The sequence below is a fragment of the Sphingomonas adhaesiva genome, assembly GCF_036946125.1.
GTDB classification, from domain to species: domain Bacteria; phylum Pseudomonadota; class Alphaproteobacteria; order Sphingomonadales; family Sphingomonadaceae; genus Sphingomonas; species Sphingomonas adhaesiva_A.
In genome coordinates this window covers 2076806-2091666 of the sequence record NZ_JAQIJT010000002.1, presented here as the reverse complement: position 1 = coordinate 2091666, position 14861 = coordinate 2076806, and the positions used below count along the sequence as shown (strand labels likewise).

The following is a 14861-nucleotide window of genomic DNA, read 5'->3' as shown; positions in this document are numbered from 1 at the left end:
CGGGGCGATCGACGGGCGAGGGGGCGGGGGCATTGCCATCCGCCGCCGGAGTGGCTATGGGGCCGCTCCCCCTGGCGCGGGTCCGCCCGCTGCCGGGGGTCATTTTTTAGGCGGGGCTGGGTCGGTATCCACCCCATGAGCGAGAAGGAAGCGGATCGATGATCCAGATGCAATCCAATCTCGACGTCGCTGACAACAGCGGCGCGAAGCGGGTGCAGTGCATCAAGGTGCTGGGCGGCTCGAAGCGTCGCACGGCCAGCGTCGGCGACATCATCGTCGTCAGCGTCAAGGAAGCGCAGCCCCGGGGCAAGGTGAAGAAGGGTGACGTGCACCGTGCCGTCATCGTGCGCACCGCCAAGGACATCCGTCGTGCCGACGGTTCGGTGATCCGTTTCGACGGCAACGCCGCGGTGCTGGTCAACAAGAACGAGGAGCCGATCGGCACCCGTATCTTCGGCCCGGTCGTGCGCGAGCTGCGCGGCAAGAAGCACATGAAGATCATCTCTCTGGCGCCGGAGGTGCTGTAATGGCCGCCGCGAAGATCAAGAAGGGCGACCGCGTCGTCGTCCTGTCCGGCAAGGACAAGGGCAAGACCGGCACCGTCACGACGGCGCTGCCGAAGGACGGCAAGGTCGTGGTCGAGGGCGTGAACGTCGCGACCCGCCACCGCAAGCCGAGCCAGGCGAACCCGCAGGGCGGGCTGGAGCGCATCGAGGCGCCGCTGCACATCTCGAAGGTCGCGCACGTGACCGCCGACGGCAAGCCGACCCGCGTCCGTTTCGAGACCCAGGACGGCAAGAAGGTTCGTGTCGCCGTCAAGACCGGGGAGAAGATCGATGGCTGATGCCTACAAGCCCCGCATGAAGGCGATCTACGACGATCGCATCATCAAGGCGATGACCGACAAGTTCGGCTACAAGAACGCGCTCGAGATTCCGCGGATCGAGAAGATCGTGCTGAACATGGGCGTGGGCGAAGCGACCCAGGACAAGAAGCGCGTCGACCAGGCCGCGTCCGAGATGGAGCTGATCGCGGGCCAGAAGCCGGTCATCACCAAGGCGAAGAAGTCGATCGCGCAGTTCAAGCTGCGCGAGGGCATGCCGATCGGCGTCAAGGTGACGCTGCGTCGCGAGCGCATGTACGAGTTCCTCGACCGCTTCATCACGATCGCGCTGCCGCGCGTGCGCGACTTCCGTGGTCTCAACCCGAAGTCCTTCGACGGCCGCGGCAACTATGCCTGCGGCATCAAGGAGCAGATCGTGTTCCCCGAGATCAGCTATGACCGCGTCGACAAGGTGCGCGGCATGGACGTGATCGTCACCACGACCGCGAAGACGGACGACGAGGCGCGCGAGCTGCTCCGCCTGTTCGGCTTCCCGTTCCCGATCGAGGAATCGGGCGAAGAGAAGAAGGCGGCATGACCGCCTTCGCGTTTTGACAAAGAGAGCTTAAGTCCATGGCGAAACTGAGTTCCGTGAACAAGAACGAGCGTCGCAAGAAGCTCGTGGCGCAATATGCGCCGAAGCTGGCGAAGCTGAAGGCGCAGGCGAACGACGAGTCGCTCGACGAGACCGAGCGTCTCATCGCGCGCCTCAAGATGGCCGAGCTGCCGCGCAACGCGAATCCCACGCGTATCCGCAACCGCTGCGCGCTGACCGGGCGTCCGCGCGCCTACTACCGCAAGTTCGGGCTCGCCCGTGTCATGCTGCGCGATCTGGCCAACAAGGGCCTGATCCCGGGCCTCACGAAGTCGAGCTGGTAAGGATACGATCATGGCAGTGACCGATCCCCTGGGTGACCTGCTCACCCGCATCCGCAACGGCCAGCGCGCGAAGAAGGACAGCGTCCTGTCGCCCGCGTCGAAGCTGCGCGTCCGCGTGCTCGATGTGCTCCAGCGCGAGGGCTACATCCGCGGCTATTCCGAGGAAGAGCTGGCGCTGGGCAAGGGTGCCACGACCAAGGGCGTGCGCATCGAGCTGAAGTATTTCGAGGGCCAGCCCGCGATCAAGCATGTCGCGCGCGTCTCCAAGCCCGGCCGCCGCATCTACAGCGGGTCGCAGGACCTGCCGCGCGTGATGAACGGCCTGGGCATCACCATCGTCTCGACGCCGCGCGGCGTGCTGTCCGATGCGGAAGCACGCGAGCAGAACGTCGGCGGCGAAGTGCTGGCGGAGGTGTTCTGATGAGCCGCATCGGCAAGAAGGCGGTCGCCATTCCTTCGGGCGTGACCGCGACCCGCAACGGCAACGAGCTGTCGGTCAAGGGCCCCAAGGGCACGCTGACGATGCCGCTGTCGGACCTGATCTCGTACGACGTGCAGGCGGATTCGATCGGCGTCCAGCCGGCGAACGACACCAAGCGCGCGCGCGCGTTCTGGGGCATGCAGCGCACGCTGGTGCAGAACCTGGTGACCGGCGTGACCGAGGGCTTCTCGAAGAAGCTGCTCATCACCGGCGTCGGCTACCGCGCCGCGGCGCAGGGCAAGACGCTGAAGCTGCAGCTGGGCTACAGCCACGACGTCAACATCGACGTGCCGGAAGGCATCGAGGTGAAGACGCCCGACGCGACCACGGTCGAGATCAGCGGCGCCGACAAGCAGCGCGTGGGTCAGCTGGCCGCGGAAATCCGCCGCTGGCGCAAGCCCGAGCCGTACAAGGGCAAGGGCATCAAGTACGCGGGCGAGTTCATCTTCCGCAAGGAAGGGAAGAAGAAGTGACCAAGGGTCTTTCGCTTTTCGAGAAGCGGCGTCGCCGCAACCGCACGGCGCTGCGCGCTCGCGCGGGTACGCGTCCGCGTCTGTCGGTGCATCGTTCGGGCCAGCACATCTATGCGCAGGTGATCGACGACGCTCAGGGCCGCACCGTGGCCTCGGCCTCGACCCTGTCGGGGCACGAGGGCAAGTCGGCCAACATCGAGGCGGCAGCCGCGGTGGGCAAGCGCGTCGCGGAGGCGGCGAAGGCCGCCGGCGTCACGCAGGTCGTCTTCGACCGTGGCGGCTTCCTCTTTCACGGCCGGGTGAAGGCGCTGGCGGAAGCCGCGCGCGAAGCCGGACTGGAGTTCTAAGACATGGCTGACGAAGCAAACAACCAGCCGCAGACCGCCGAGGCGTCGGCCCCGGCGCAGCAGCAGGACGGCGGCAATGCCGGCGGCGGTTACGCCGGCGGCGGCCAGGGCGGCGGCTTTCGTGGCGGTCGCGGTGGCGGCGGCGGTGGTCGCGGTCGCGGTCCGGGTGGTCCCGGCGGCAACCGTGGCGGTCGCGACGGCAACCGCGGTCGCGACAATCGCGGCCGTGGCGGCCCCGGTGCGGATGACGGCGGCGAGGAGCTGATCGAGAAGCTCGTCCACATCAACCGCGTGTCGAAGACGGTGAAGGGCGGCAAGCGCTTCGGCTTCGCGGCGCTGGTCGTCGTGGGCGACGGCAAGGGCCGCGTCGGCTTCGGCCACGGCAAGGCGCGCGAGGTGCCGGAGGCGATCTCGAAGGCGACCGCCGCGGCCAAGAAGAAGATGGTCCGCGTGCCGCTGAAGGAAGGCCGCACGCTGCATCACGACGGCAACGGCCACTTCGGTGCCGGCCGCGTGACGCTGCGTTCGGCGCCGCAGGGCACCGGGATCATCGCGGGCGGCCCGATGCGCGCCGTCTTCGAGAGCCTGGGCGTCCACGACGTGGTGACGAAGTCGGTGGGCACGTCCAACCCGTACAACATGATCCGTGCGACCTTCGAGGCGCTGGGCAACCAGACCTCGCCGAAGGCGGTGGCACAGCGTCGCGGCAAGAAGATCGCGGACCTGCTGGGCCGCGCGCACGGTGCCGATGCGCAGACCGCCGAGGCGGATGCCGCGGCCGTGGTGGAGTAAGGCGACATGGCGACCATCAAGGTGAAGCAGACCGGATCCCCGATCCGTCGCACCAAGGACCAGCGCGCGACCCTGGTCGGGCTGGGCCTGAACAAGATGCACCGCGTCGCGGAGCTGCAGGACACCCCCGAGGTGCGCGGCATGATCCGCAAGGTGCAGCACATGGTCGAGGTGGTGGAGGGCTGAGCCTTCCGCATTCGACTCGTGACATATGCGGGGAAGGGGGCTAACCGGCCCCCTTCCTCATTTTTCCATCAGCGCGACAAAAGCGAAAGCGAGTGCCTATCATGAAGCTCAACGAACTCCGCGACAACGCGGGCGCCCGTCACCGCAAGATCCGCGTCGGACGCGGCATCGGCTCGGGTAAGGGCAAGACCGGCGGCCGCGGCGTCAAGGGTCAGAAGAGCCGCGAGGGCGTGTCCATCGCCGGCTTCGAGGGCGGCCAGATGCCGCTCCACATGCGTCTGCCGAAGCGTGGCTTCAACAACATCTTCGCCAAGGATTATGCCGAGGTGAACCTGGGCGCGATACAGAAGGCGGTCGACGCGGGCAAGCTGACCGGCAGCGACATCGACCACGAGGCGCTGAAGGCGGCCGGTCTGGCGCGCGGCGGCAAGGACGGCGTGCGCGTGCTCGCCAAGGGCGAGTATTCCGCGAAGCTGTCGTTCACCGTGGCCGGCGTGTCGGCCGGCGCGCGCGCCGCGATCGAGAAGGCGGGCGGTTCGGTCAACGTGATCGAGGTCGTCCCCGCGGCCGAGAAGGCCGCGGCGAAGAAGGGCGTCGCCTACAAGGCGCGCCAGGAGAAGAAGGCGTCGTTCAAGGCGTGATCCCTGTGGCCGGGGCGACACGCGTCGCGCCGGCCATGTCGCCATCGAACCGCCGGGATTAGACAGGGCGCGTCCAGCGCCTATATGAGCGGCGGGGGGCGGAGCAACGCTTCCCGCCGTTTTCGTTTCCCGCCGTTTTTGTTTCCAGGACATCGACACGCATGGCATCCGCAGCCGACCAGATGGCGCAGAGCATCAGCCTCGCGAAATTCTCGCAGGCCACCGACCTCAAGAAACGGCTGTGGTTCACGATCGGCGCGCTGATCGTCTTCCGTCTGCTCAGCTACGTGCCGCTGCCGGGGATCGACCCGACGCAGCTGGGCGTGCTGGCGGAGCGGATGAAGGGCGGCGTGCTCGACTTCTTCAACACCTTCTCCGGCGGATCGCTGTCGCGCGCGTCGCTGATCGCACTGGGCGTGATGCCGTACATCACCGCCTCGATCGTGGTGCAGCTGGCCACCAGCCTCAGCCCGCAGCTCGCCGCCATCAAGAAGGAAGGCGAATCGGGCCGCAAGAAGCTGAACCAGTACACCCGCTACGGCACCGTCGCGCTGACCGCGGTACAGGGCTATTTCATCGCGCGCGGGCTGGAGGCCGGCGGCGCGGTGATCGAGCCGGGGATGATCTTCCGCATCGGCGCGGTCATCTCGCTGATCGGGGGCACGATGTTCCTGATGTGGCTGGGCGAGCAGATCACCAGCCGCGGCATCGGCAACGGCATCAGCCTCATCATCATGGCGGGCATCGTCGCGCATCTGCCGACGACGCTGCTGAACCTGCTGGAGGGCGGCCGCTCGGGCTCGATGGGCGCGCCGACGCTGATCGCGATCGTCGTCGTCGTCGTGGGGCTCATCCTGCTGATCTGCTTCATGGAGCGCGCGCAGCGCCGCATCCTGATCCAGTATCCCAAGCGCCAGACACAGCGCGGGATGCAGGCCGATCGCAGCCACCTGCCGCTGAAGATCAACACCGCGGGCGTGATCCCGCCGATCTTCGCCTCGTCGCTGCTGCTGCTGCCGCTGACGATCACGCAGTTCGCGGGCAACCGCGTGTCGGGCGAGAGCCGCTTCGGCGACGTGCTCATCACGCTGAACCAGTATCTCCAGCACGGCTCGCCGATCTACATGGCACTCTATGCGGCGGGGATCATCTTCTTCTCGTTCTTCTACACCGCGGTGGTGTTCAACCCGGAGGAGACCGCGGAGAATCTGAAGCGCTACGGCGGGTTCATCCCAGGCATCCGCCCGGGCAAGAATACCGAGACGTATTTCGACTATGTGCTGACCCGCATCACGGTAATCGGTGCGGCGTACCTCACCTTCATCTGCGTGGTGCCGGAATATCTCGTCTCGGCGCTCTCGATCCCCTTCTATCTGGGCGGAACGAGCTTGCTCATCGTCGTGAACGTGACCATGGACACGGTGACGCAGATTCAGTCGCACTTGCTGGCGCACCAATATGGTGACCTCATCAAGAAGTCGAAGCTGAAGGGCGCGCGCCGCCGCTGACGCGGTGCCGGTCGAGTGTAGGGTGCGGGACGAGTGACGAAAGGGAGCGGGGCTTCGTGAACATCATCCTCCTGGGGCCGCCGGGTGCGGGCAAGGGCACGCAGGCGCAGCGGCTGGTCGAGGACCGCGGCATGGTGCAGCTGTCGACCGGCGACATGCTGCGCGCCGCGGTGAAGGCGGGGACCCCGGTCGGGATCGAGGCCAAGTCGATCATGGACGCCGGCGGGCTGGTGTCCGACGCGATCGTGTCCGCGCTCATCGGCGAGCGGCTGGATGCGGGCACCGGCGCGGGCGCGATCTTCGACGGCTATCCGCGCACCGCGGCGCAGGCGGAGTCGCTCGATGGACTATTGCAGGATCGCGGGCAGCGGCTGGATCATGTGATCGAGCTGGAAGTGAACGAGGATGCGCTGGTCGAGCGGATCGTCGGCCGGTTCACCTGCGCCCATTGCGGCGCGGGCTATCACGACACGTTCAAGCAGCCCAGGGTCGCGGGCGTGTGCGACGCCTGCGGCGCGACCGAGTTCAAGCGCCGCCCCGACGACAATGAGGAGACGGTGCGGACGCGCATGGCCGAATACCGGGCCAAGACCGCGCCGATCATCCCGATCTACGAATCGCGCGGGCTGCTGCGCCGCGTCGACGGCATGGCCGATATCGCGGTCGTGACTAAGGCGATCGACGCGATCCTCCGCGCGCGCTGACGCGCCCGTCCCGCAGCCTGGGGGTACGGGCCGCGACGACGATCGCGGCGCTGCCCGCCAGGATCATCGACACCATGGTTCCGATCGCCATCAGCCCGGCCGGCGTCACGCTGATGCCGGCGCGCGCGGTCAGGCGCGCGGTCGACAGCTCCACATAGGCGCGTTGCGGCTCGCTCATGCCGCACGAACGCACCGCGGCCGCGCGCGATGCGTCGCGGACATGACGGAAAGTTCATCCGCCCGCCACGCGTTCGAGAAGCGGGGTGCGGCATAGAGCGGGGGTCGAAACGACGCGAACCCCGTCAGGCGGCACCTATCTCCCGGTGTTGTCGCCTGGCGCGGTCCCCCGCCGGCGGAGGGTGGCTCCCCTCCGCCGGCTCCCCCCCCCCCCATCGCACGCCAAATGTGTCGCCGCGTGTCGTCGCCTGCGCGGGGCTTGCCTGGCGGGGCCTCCCGCGGGCATGGCCTTGCGTCATGGACGCCCTCACCGCCTTCGGCCTGTTCGCCGTCACCTTCATGCTGATCTGCTACGTGCTGGAGGATCGCGCGCCCTTCTGGACGTTCCTGTTCGCGCTCGGGTGCCTGATGGGGTCGGCGTACGGCTTCCTTCAGGGGGCGTGGCCGTTCGGCGCGGTGGAGCTGATCTGGTTCGTGGTCGCGCTCCGGCGGTGGGTGGGGCTGCGCCACCGGCGGGAACCGCGCGCTTGACAGTGCGTTGGCGCGCGCCTATCCGACCTTCCTTCCATCCACCGATCGTCGGCGGCGTACATGTGCGTCCGCCGCGTTCCTGCGTGTCGCGGGGGCGAATCGGAAGCGGAAGGGTGGAGCGCAATGCGACGAGATGGGGTGCGTGGCAGCCATGCCGCATCCCGTGGAGCACAGGAGGACGTAGTTCATGGCACGTATCGCGGGGGTCAACATCCCCACCAACAAGCGCGTTATCATCGCGCTGACCTATATCCACGGCATCGGTCCGGCGAAGGCCAAGGAGATCACCGACAAGCTGGAGATCGCCGCCGACCGCCGCGTCCAGGACCTCTCCGACCAGGAGATCCTGCAGATCCGCGAGACGATCGACGCGTCGTACAGCGTCGAGGGCGACCTGCGCCGCCAGACCGCGATGAACATCAAGCGCCTGATGGACCTGGCCTGCTATCGCGGCCTGCGCCACCGCAAGGGCCTGCCGGTCCGCGGCCAGCGCACGCACACCAACGCGCGCACCCGCAAGGGCAAGGCGAAGCCGATCGCGGGCAAGAAGAAGTAAAAATCGTCCGGGGGACGATTTTCTACTTCTTCTCCACCGGAGGCAGGTCGACGGCTGACAGCCTCCCGCCCTCCGTATTGAAGATACAGGTCAGGAATACCACATGGCTCAGGCACCGCAGCGCCTTCGTCGGCGCGAACGCAAGAACATCACCGCGGGCGTCGCGCACGTGAACGCCAGCTTCAACAACACCATGATCACCATCACCGATGCGCAGGGCAATGCGATCAGCTGGTCGTCGGCCGGCATGATGGGCTTCAAGGGCTCGCGCAAGTCGACCCCGTATGCGGCGCAGGTCGCGGCCGAGGACGCGGGCAAGAAGGCCGCCGAGCACGGCGTCCGCACGCTCGAGGTCGAGGTGAAGGGTCCGGGTTCGGGTCGCGAATCGGCGCTGCGCGCGCTGCAGGCGGTCGGCTTCCAGATCACGTCGATCCGCGACGTGACCTCGATCCCGCACAACGGCGTGCGTCCGTCGAAGCGGCGTCGCGTCTGATCGTTCTTCTTCGCGTGGCCGCTGACGAGCGGCTGCGGCTACTACTCCGGCTCCCCCGCGCTCGCGGGGGTGCCCAACCCCAGGGGACGAGAGCTTGTCTGTCAACGCAAAGAACTGGCAAGAACTGAAGAAGCCCAACCAGCTCGAGAAGAAGAGCGGTGACGGCAAGCGCAAGGCGACCTTCGTGGCCGAGCCGCTGGAGCGCGGCTTCGGCCTGACGCTCGGCAACGCGCTGCGTCGCGTGCTGCTGTCGTCGCTTCAGGGCGCGGCGGTCACGTCGATCAAGATCGAGAACGTGCTGCACGAATTCAGCAGCCTGGCGGGCGTCCGCGAGGACGTGACCGACATCGTCCTGAACGTGAAGCAGATCGCGATCCGCATGCAGGGCGAGGGGCCGAAGCGGCTCCAGCTGTCCGCGACGGGTCCGGCGGCGGTGAAGGCGGGCGACATCGCGGTGTCGGGCGACATCGAGGTGATGAACCCCGAGCTGGTCATCTGCCACCTGGACGAAGGCGCGACGCTCAACATGGAGCTGACCGCGGACGTCGGTAAGGGCTATGTCGCGGCGGTCGCGAACCGTCCGGCGGATGCGCCGATCGGGCTGATCCCGGTCGACGCGCTGTACTCGCCGGTGCGCCAGGTGTCGTACAAGGTCGACCCGACCCGCGTCGGTCAGGACCTGGATTACGACAAGCTGACGTTGACGATCGAGACCGACGGCACGGTCACGCCCGAGGACGCGGTGGGTTATGCCGGCCGCATCCTGCAGGACCAGCTGGCGCTGTTCGTCCACTTCGACGATTCGGCGGTCACGCGCTCGGCGCCGGTCGGCGTCGCGGCTCCGGCGGCCGCGGGCGAGGCGACCAGCGACACGCAGCAGATCAACCGCTACCTCCTGAAGAAGGTGGACGAGCTGGAGCTGTCGGTGCGCTCGGCGAACTGCCTGAAGAACGACAACATCATCTATATCGGCGATCTGGTCGGCAAGACCGAGGCCGAGATGCTGCGTACCCCGAACTTCGGGCGCAAGTCCTTGAACGAGATCAAGGAAGTGCTGTCGTCGATGGGGCTGCGGCTGGGCATGGAAATCCCCGGCTGGCCGCCCGAGAACATCGAGGAAGTCGCCAAGAAGCTGGAACAGGAAATAATGGGTTGAGCCTGCACCGCCGCAAGCGTGCTTGCGGCGGAGACAGGCCAGGCCCGGCCGGCGGGGCGGCGAGCCGCCCCGACCGACGACGCGGCTTCGCCGCGTCGTGACCGGCCGATGTTTTGGACCTCCTGCGCGGAGGTGACGGTTTTCCCGGTGGCCTGCCGTCCCACCTGGTCCGGGGTACCTGACACGGCCCCCGAGCGAACGAGAAGGACATATCATGCGTCATCGTGTTGGCGGTCGTAAGCTGCAGCGTACCTCGGCTCATCGTATCGCACTGTTCCGCAACATGTCGGCCGCGCTCATCAAGCACGAGCAGATCACCACCACCGTCGCCAAGGCGAAGGAGCTGCGCCCCTACGTCGAGAAGCTGGTCACGCTGGCGAAGAAGGGCGGGCTGTCCAACCGTCGTCTGGCGCATGCGCGCCTGCTCGACGATGCGCAGCTGGTGAAGCTGTTCGACGTGCTGGCGTCGCGCTACGCCTCGCGCAACGGCGGCTACACCCGCATCATCAAGGCGGGCATCCGCGCGTCGGACGCCTCGCCGATGGCGATCATCGAGTTCGTCGACCGCGACGTCTCGGCGAAGGGCCAGGATTCGGGTCCGGTGATGAACGACGACGAGGATTTCGACGCCGCCGCCTGATCGGCGCGTCACGAACGTTTCCGGGAGGGGGCCGCGCCAGCGATGGCGCGGCCCCTTTTTCTTGTGGTTCGTCGCGCTGTCCTACAGCGCACATGACGTGGTATCCGTCACGGGTTCCTTCGCGGGCGGGCGTCCGGGCCATGGGGGAATGCTCGCGGGGGAGGAGTTCCGGGCGCGACGTGGCGTCAACTTTGTCAACTTCCGCCGAGTCGCTGCCCCGGCAGAGAGGGCGATGACGGGATTCGTTAACCTCCATGGTCGAAGGGGTCGGATGAGGAGTTTCGACGATGAGTGGGTGCGAGGGATGCCGCGGCGCGGCCGAGCCGTTCGAACTGGCGATGGCGTATCAGCCGATCGTGGATGTCCGGACGGGTGACGTCTGGGCCTATGAGGCGCTGGTCCGCGGCATCCATGGGGAATCGGCGGCGGAGGTGCTGGCGCGCGTCACGCCACAGGCTCGCTACGCCTTCGACCAGCAATGCCGGGTGGCCGCCATCACCCATGCGGTCGCGGCCGGGATCCTCGACACCGGGGCGCGGCTGTCGATCAACTTCCTGCCCAATGCGGTCTATTCGCCCGTCGCCTGTATCCAGCTGACGCTGAAGACCGCCGCGGCGGTGGGTTTTCCCACGAAGCGCCTGATCTTCGAGTTCACCGAGAATGAGGAGATGACCGACACCGGGCATGTCGCCAACATCATCGACACCTATCGCCGCATGGGCTTCGCCACCGCGCTCGACGATTTCGGCGCCGGTCACGCCGGGCTGTCGCTCCTCGCGCGGTTGCAGACCGACATCGTCAAGCTCGATATGGAGCTGATCCGCAACATCGATACCAGCATGCCGCGGCGGATGATCGTCGAGGGGCTGTTGGGCATGTTCGCGCGCATGGGGATCACCGTGCTGGCAGAGGGGATCGAGACGCCCGGCGAATATGAGACGCTGCGCGCCATGGGCGTACGCTACATGCAGGGCTATCTGCTGGCACGCCCGGCACTGATGGCGCTGCCGCGTCCGGTCCTGCCGCCCGCGTCGGCATCCGCCGCGGTCGCGGCATAGCGGCCCGCACCCCTTCCACCCGCGCACGCCACCGGCTACAGGCCCGCCATGGAACACCCCGACAGCATCCTCATCATCGATTTCGGCAGCCAGGTGACCCAGCTGATCGCGCGCCGCGTGCGCGAGGCGGGGGTCTATAGCGAGATCGCGCCGTTCCAGTCCGCGGCCGACGCGTTCGAGCGGATGAAGCCCAGGGGCGTCATCCTGTCGGGCGGTCCCGCATCGGTGGTGGACGAGGGCAGCCCGCGCGCGCCGCAGGCGGTGTTCGACAGCGGCGTGCCCGTCATGGGCATCTGCTATGGCCAGCAGGTGATGACCGCGCAGCTCGGCGGGCGCGTCGACAAGGGAAATTCGGGCGAGTTCGGCGAGGCCTATGTCACGGTCGAGGGCGATTGCGCGCTGTTCGACGGCCTGTGGCAAAGCGGCGAGCGGCACCAGGTGTGGATGAGCCACGGCGACCATGTCGCGGCGCTCGCCCCCGGCTTCGCCCCCGTGGCGACCTCGCCCGGCGCGCCTTATGCGGTCGTCGCCGATGAGGCGCGGCGCTATTACGGGATGCAATTCCACCCCGAGGTGGTCCACACCCCCGACGGCGGCAAGCTGATCGCCAATTTCGCGCGTCACGTCTGCGGGCTGGCCGGCGACTGGACGATGGCCGAGTTCCGCGCCACCAAGATCGCGGAGATCCGCGAGCAGGTCGGTACGGGCCGCGTCATCTGCGGCCTGTCGGGCGGGGTCGATTCGGCGGTCGCGGCGGTGCTCATCCACGAGGCGATCGGCGACCAGCTGACCTGCGTCTTCGTCGACCACGGCCTGCTGCGCGCCGGGGAGGCGGATCAGGTCGTCGGCCTGTTCCGCGGCGCCTACAACATCCCGCTGGTGCATGTGAACGTCGAGGAGACGTTCCTCGGCGGTCTCGCCGGCGTCACCGACCCGGAGGCCAAGCGCAAGTTCATCGGCAGGACCTTCATCGAGGTGTTCGAGGCGCAGGCGAAGAAGATCGGCGGCGCCGACTTCCTGGCGCAGGGTACGCTCTACCCCGACGTGATCGAGAGCGTCAGCTTCACCGGCGGCCCGTCGGTGACGATCAAGAGCCACCACAATGTCGGCGGCCTGCCCGAGCGGATGAATATGAAGCTGGTCGAGCCGCTGCGCGAGCTGTTCAAGGACGAGGTGCGCGCGCTGGGTCGCGAGCTGGGGCTGCCGGACGTGTTCGTCGGGCGGCATCCCTTCCCCGGGCCGGGGCTGGCGATCCGCCTGCCGGGCGAGGTGACGAAGGAGCGGTGCGACATCCTGCGCAAGGCGGATGCGATCTATCTGGAGGAAATCCGCAACGCCGGGCTCTACGACACGATCTGGCAGGCGTTCGCGGTGCTGCTGCCGGTGCGGTCGGTCGGCGTAATGGGCGACGGGCGGACCTATGACAGCGTGCTGGCGCTGCGTGCGGTGACCTCGACCGACGGCATGACCGCGCAGGCGTTCCAGTTTCCGGGCGACTTCCTGCCGCGGGTCGCGACGCGAATCGTCAACGAGGTGAAGGGCGTGAACCGCGTGACCTACGACTATACCTCGAAGCCGCCGGGCACGATCGAATGGGAATGAGGCGCCGACGCCGGGCGCCGGGCCGCATCAGCGACGCGGCAGGTCCCCGCGCACCAGCAGCGCCTCGACGCGGTCGAGCACGTCGCGCAGCGGATCGGCGTCGCTCGGCTGGATCCGTGCCACGGTCCGGCGGGCGCGCTGCAGTTCCTCTCGCATCTTCTCGGTCAATACCATGACGGCTCTCCAGTCCCCCTGAAGTCCGACCGCAAAGATGACCGGAAAAGGTAAACAAATCGTTAAGGGGCGGGAATGATCGTGGGTTTTCCGACCGTTGGTGGAAAAGATCGCGGTAACGGACGGCGCCTCGACGACGGAAGCCGGTCCTCATTCGTGGAAGGTGACGACCTGCTCCAGCGGCTCCCGCGGGGCGACCACGCCGTTCACCGGATGCGCGTGGTCGGCATAGCCCAGCGCCATGCCGGCGATGATATATTCGTCGTCCGGGATCGACAGGACGCGGCGGGTGACGGTCCAGAACATGTTCCAGGCGCCCTGTGCGCAGGTGTCGAGCCCGCGATCCTTTGCGGCGAGCATCAGCGTCTGCATGAACATGCCGATGTCGAGGAAGGACATCGCGTCCAGATCCTTGTCGATCGTGAAGATCAGGCCGACCGGCGCATCGAAGAAGCGATAGTTGCGTCCCCATTGCTGCCAGCTCGCCGCCTCGTCCCCGCGCGGGATGCCGATGCGCCCGTACATGTCCTTGCCCAGCGCGCGCATCCGCGAGGTATAGGGCTCCTTGCGCTTCGAGGTGCGCGGAAACTCCGCGCGATCGTCGGCGGGGCCGGTATCGCGGTGCGCGAGCACCTCCTCCTCCAACCGGCGGCGTGCGTCGCCGGTGACGACATGCACCTTCCATGGCTGGATGTTGGTGCCCGACGGCGCGAGGCACGCGGTGCCCAGCACCTCGCGCAGTACCTCCGGCGCGACCGGATCGGGACGGAAGGCGCGCACCGAGCGCCGGGCGCGGACAACCTCGTTGAATTGCATATGCTTGTCCTCTCGCGATGCGCATGGGCAGGCGGACGCGCGAAGTCCAGTGCGGTGGGGATCATCTCCGCCATCCCGGCCGGCGGCGGCGCGCCGACGACCGCGCTGACGCTGCCATGTGGGCTGCGGCGGTGAAGGTCGCGATCTGCATCCCGACGTTCGGCGACGTGAAGGCGGGGTTCGTCTCCAGCCTGGCGCGGATGATCCCGGCGACGCTGGCCTCCGTTCGGGGGCTGGAGATGGACACGTTCATCGCCCACGGCTCGATCCTGGTGCAGGCGCGCACCAGCCTGTTCGGTTGGGCGCGCGACTGGGGCGCGGATCGCATCCTGTGGCTGGACGCGGATCATGTCTTCCCGGCCGATGCGCTCGTCCGCCTGCTGCTGTGGCGGCAACCGATGGTGGGGGCCAACTATCCGCGCCGCCACGATGCGCTGGTCCCGACCGCGCTGGCGGCGGACGGGCAGGGTGGGTGGCGCCTGGTCGAGAGCAGCGCGCAGAAGGCCGCCGCCCAGCCGCTGGAGGCGGTCGACCGGATCGGGCTGGGGCTCGCGCTGATGGACGTGGCGACGGTGCTTCAGGCGGTGACGGCGGCCGGACGTCCCCTGTTCGAGACGCGTGCCCATGCCGACGGCACGATCGAGGGCGAGGACTGGCTGCTGTGCGACCTGCTGCGCGCGCATGGCGTGCCGATCCATGTCGACCATGCCCTGTCCCGCGCGACCGGCCACATCCGCGACCAGCCGCTGTTCTTCGCCTGAGGC

Annotated in this window: 23 protein-coding genes; 20 read left to right on the top strand and 3 right to left on the bottom strand. The window is 67.7% G+C overall.

The genetic code is table 11. The features are described 5' to 3' along the window. Nucleotides 1-158: 158 nt before the first annotated feature. From rplN to PGN23_RS16145, 12 genes are all read left to right on the top strand, one after another. Complete coding sequence (rplN, locus tag PGN23_RS16200; protein ID WP_335304074.1) at nt 159-527, top strand: 50S ribosomal protein L14; 369 nt, start codon at nt 159-161, stop codon at nt 525-527. Beyond that, nucleotides 527-844, top strand: a complete 318-nt coding sequence (rplX, locus tag PGN23_RS16195; RefSeq protein WP_335304072.1) for a 50S ribosomal protein L24 — start codon at nt 527-529, stop codon at nt 842-844. The genes rplN and rplX overlap by 1 nt, the downstream gene beginning before the upstream one ends. Further along, entirely contained in the window at nt 837-1421 is a 585-nt protein-coding gene (rplE, locus tag PGN23_RS16190) for a 50S ribosomal protein L5 (protein WP_335304071.1), read from the top strand. The genes rplX and rplE overlap by 8 nt, the downstream gene beginning before the upstream one ends. A gap of 35 nt (nt 1422-1456) precedes the next feature. Continuing rightward, the gene (gene rpsN / locus PGN23_RS16185) at nt 1457-1762 is read left to right on the top strand and encodes a 30S ribosomal protein S14 (RefSeq protein WP_335304070.1); all 306 of its coding nucleotides are present in this window, start codon (nt 1457-1459) and stop codon (nt 1760-1762) included. A 10-nt stretch (nt 1763-1772) separates the two neighbouring features. Continuing rightward, the gene (rpsH, locus tag PGN23_RS16180; RefSeq protein WP_335304068.1) at nt 1773-2183 is read left to right on the top strand and encodes a 30S ribosomal protein S8; all 411 of its coding nucleotides are present in this window, start codon (nt 1773-1775) and stop codon (nt 2181-2183) included. Then, nucleotides 2183-2716: a 50S ribosomal protein L6 gene (gene rplF, locus PGN23_RS16175; protein ID WP_335304067.1), complete on the top strand. Its 534-nt coding sequence runs from the start codon at nt 2183-2185 to the stop codon at nt 2714-2716. The genes rpsH and rplF overlap by 1 nt, the downstream gene beginning before the upstream one ends. Next, a complete protein-coding gene (gene rplR / locus PGN23_RS16170) occupies nt 2713-3063 on the top strand; it encodes a 50S ribosomal protein L18 (protein ID WP_335304066.1) in 351 nt (116 codons plus the stop codon). The genes rplF and rplR overlap by 4 nt, the downstream gene beginning before the upstream one ends. Nucleotides 3064-3066: 3 nt before the next feature. Next, on the top strand, nt 3067-3855 hold the full coding sequence (rpsE, locus tag PGN23_RS16165; RefSeq protein ID WP_335304065.1) for a 30S ribosomal protein S5: 789 nt from the start codon (nt 3067-3069) through the stop codon (nt 3853-3855). A 6-nt stretch (nt 3856-3861) separates the two neighbouring features. Beyond that, nucleotides 3862-4041, top strand: coding sequence for a 50S ribosomal protein L30 (rpmD, locus tag PGN23_RS16160; RefSeq protein ID WP_335304064.1), 180 nt, complete (start codon nt 3862-3864; stop codon nt 4039-4041). Between the two features lie 101 nt (nt 4042-4142). Next, a complete protein-coding gene (gene rplO, locus PGN23_RS16155) occupies nt 4143-4682 on the top strand; it encodes a 50S ribosomal protein L15 (protein ID WP_335304063.1) in 540 nt (179 codons plus the stop codon). A gap of 161 nt (nt 4683-4843) precedes the next feature. Next, complete coding sequence (gene secY, locus PGN23_RS16150) at nt 4844-6190, top strand: preprotein translocase subunit SecY (RefSeq protein WP_335304061.1); 1347 nt, start codon at nt 4844-4846, stop codon at nt 6188-6190. Between the two features lie 56 nt (nt 6191-6246). Next, complete coding sequence (locus PGN23_RS16145; protein ID WP_335304060.1) at nt 6247-6894, top strand: adenylate kinase; 648 nt, start codon at nt 6247-6249, stop codon at nt 6892-6894. Here the strand turns inward: PGN23_RS16145 and PGN23_RS16140 are convergent. Beyond that, nucleotides 6860-7072, bottom strand: a complete 213-nt coding sequence (locus PGN23_RS16140) for a hypothetical protein (protein WP_335304059.1) — start codon at nt 7070-7072, stop codon at nt 6860-6862. The two genes, PGN23_RS16145 and PGN23_RS16140, sit on opposite strands and share 35 nt — an antisense overlap. 296 nt (nt 7073-7368) lie before the next feature. Between PGN23_RS16140 and PGN23_RS16135 the strand changes: the two genes are divergently transcribed. From PGN23_RS16135 to guaA, 7 genes are all read left to right on the top strand, one after another. After that, complete coding sequence (locus PGN23_RS16135; protein WP_335304057.1) at nt 7369-7602, top strand: hypothetical protein; 234 nt, start codon at nt 7369-7371, stop codon at nt 7600-7602. Nucleotides 7603-7789: 187 nt separating this feature from the next. Continuing rightward, on the top strand, nt 7790-8158 hold the full coding sequence (gene rpsM / locus PGN23_RS16130; protein WP_335300373.1) for a 30S ribosomal protein S13: 369 nt from the start codon (nt 7790-7792) through the stop codon (nt 8156-8158). Nucleotides 8159-8261: 103 nt separating this feature from the next. Beyond that, nucleotides 8262-8651: a 30S ribosomal protein S11 gene (rpsK, locus tag PGN23_RS16125; RefSeq protein WP_066486290.1), complete on the top strand. Its 390-nt coding sequence runs from the start codon at nt 8262-8264 to the stop codon at nt 8649-8651. A 94-nt stretch (nt 8652-8745) separates the two neighbouring features. Then, nucleotides 8746-9807, top strand: a complete 1062-nt coding sequence (locus PGN23_RS16120; RefSeq protein ID WP_335304056.1) for a DNA-directed RNA polymerase subunit alpha — start codon at nt 8746-8748, stop codon at nt 9805-9807. Between the two features lie 214 nt (nt 9808-10021). Then, a complete protein-coding gene (rplQ, locus tag PGN23_RS16115) occupies nt 10022-10447 on the top strand; it encodes a 50S ribosomal protein L17 (protein ID WP_335304055.1) in 426 nt (141 codons plus the stop codon). A 287-nt stretch (nt 10448-10734) separates the two neighbouring features. Further along, nucleotides 10735-11505: an EAL domain-containing protein gene (locus PGN23_RS16110; RefSeq protein WP_335304054.1), complete on the top strand. Its 771-nt coding sequence runs from the start codon at nt 10735-10737 to the stop codon at nt 11503-11505. 48 nt (nt 11506-11553) lie between these two features. Further along, a complete protein-coding gene (guaA, locus tag PGN23_RS16105; protein ID WP_335304053.1) occupies nt 11554-13107 on the top strand; it encodes a glutamine-hydrolyzing GMP synthase in 1554 nt (517 codons plus the stop codon). 27 nt (nt 13108-13134) lie between these two features. On the opposite strand, the gene PGN23_RS16100 is transcribed toward guaA, so the two are convergent. Continuing rightward, complete coding sequence (locus PGN23_RS16100; RefSeq protein WP_335304051.1) at nt 13135-13281, bottom strand: hypothetical protein; 147 nt, start codon at nt 13279-13281, stop codon at nt 13135-13137. A 150-nt stretch (nt 13282-13431) separates the two neighbouring features. Then, the gene (locus PGN23_RS16095; protein ID WP_335304049.1) at nt 13432-14097 is read right to left on the bottom strand and encodes a nitroreductase; all 666 of its coding nucleotides are present in this window, start codon (nt 14095-14097) and stop codon (nt 13432-13434) included. Nucleotides 14098-14213: 116 nt separating this feature from the next. Here PGN23_RS16095 and PGN23_RS16090 point away from each other — a divergent pair, with 116 nt between their 5' ends. After that, on the top strand, nt 14214-14858 hold the full coding sequence (locus PGN23_RS16090) for a hypothetical protein (RefSeq protein WP_335304048.1): 645 nt from the start codon (nt 14214-14216) through the stop codon (nt 14856-14858). Nucleotides 14859-14861: the final 3 nt, after the last annotated feature.

What these genes read in the sequence shown, in the direction of transcription:
- rplN (WP_335304074.1), top strand. Translation starts at nt 159, where the DNA reads ATGATCCAGATGCAATCCAATCTCGACGTCGCTGACAACAGCGGCGCG.
- rplX (WP_335304072.1), top strand. Translation starts at nt 527, where the DNA reads ATGGCCGCCGCGAAGATCAAGAAGGGCGACCGCGTCGTCGTCCTGTCC.
- rplE (WP_335304071.1), top strand. Translation starts at nt 837, where the DNA reads ATGGCTGATGCCTACAAGCCCCGCATGAAGGCGATCTACGACGATCGC.
- rpsN (WP_335304070.1), top strand. Translation starts at nt 1,457, where the DNA reads ATGGCGAAACTGAGTTCCGTGAACAAGAACGAGCGTCGCAAGAAGCTC.
- rpsH (WP_335304068.1), top strand. Translation starts at nt 1,773, where the DNA reads ATGGCAGTGACCGATCCCCTGGGTGACCTGCTCACCCGCATCCGCAAC.
- rplF (WP_335304067.1), top strand. Translation starts at nt 2,183, where the DNA reads ATGAGCCGCATCGGCAAGAAGGCGGTCGCCATTCCTTCGGGCGTGACC.
- rpsE (WP_335304065.1), top strand. Translation starts at nt 3,067, where the DNA reads ATGGCTGACGAAGCAAACAACCAGCCGCAGACCGCCGAGGCGTCGGCC.
- rpmD (WP_335304064.1), top strand. Translation starts at nt 3,862, where the DNA reads ATGGCGACCATCAAGGTGAAGCAGACCGGATCCCCGATCCGTCGCACC.
- rplO (WP_335304063.1), top strand. Translation starts at nt 4,143, where the DNA reads ATGAAGCTCAACGAACTCCGCGACAACGCGGGCGCCCGTCACCGCAAG.
- secY (WP_335304061.1), top strand. Translation starts at nt 4,844, where the DNA reads ATGGCATCCGCAGCCGACCAGATGGCGCAGAGCATCAGCCTCGCGAAA.
- PGN23_RS16140 (WP_335304059.1), bottom strand. Translation starts at nt 7,072, where the DNA reads ATGAGCGAGCCGCAACGCGCCTATGTGGAGCTGTCGACCGCGCGCCTG.
- PGN23_RS16135 (WP_335304057.1), top strand. Translation starts at nt 7,369, where the DNA reads ATGGACGCCCTCACCGCCTTCGGCCTGTTCGCCGTCACCTTCATGCTG.
- rpsM (WP_335300373.1), top strand. Translation starts at nt 7,790, where the DNA reads ATGGCACGTATCGCGGGGGTCAACATCCCCACCAACAAGCGCGTTATC.
- rpsK (WP_066486290.1), top strand. Translation starts at nt 8,262, where the DNA reads ATGGCTCAGGCACCGCAGCGCCTTCGTCGGCGCGAACGCAAGAACATC.
- rplQ (WP_335304055.1), top strand. Translation starts at nt 10,022, where the DNA reads ATGCGTCATCGTGTTGGCGGTCGTAAGCTGCAGCGTACCTCGGCTCAT.
- PGN23_RS16110 (WP_335304054.1), top strand. Translation starts at nt 10,735, where the DNA reads ATGAGTGGGTGCGAGGGATGCCGCGGCGCGGCCGAGCCGTTCGAACTG.
- guaA (WP_335304053.1), top strand. Translation starts at nt 11,554, where the DNA reads ATGGAACACCCCGACAGCATCCTCATCATCGATTTCGGCAGCCAGGTG.
- PGN23_RS16100 (WP_335304051.1), bottom strand. Translation starts at nt 13,281, where the DNA reads ATGGTATTGACCGAGAAGATGCGAGAGGAACTGCAGCGCGCCCGCCGG.
- PGN23_RS16095 (WP_335304049.1), bottom strand. Translation starts at nt 14,097, where the DNA reads ATGCAATTCAACGAGGTTGTCCGCGCCCGGCGCTCGGTGCGCGCCTTC.
- PGN23_RS16090 (WP_335304048.1), top strand. Translation starts at nt 14,214, where the DNA reads ATGTGGGCTGCGGCGGTGAAGGTCGCGATCTGCATCCCGACGTTCGGC.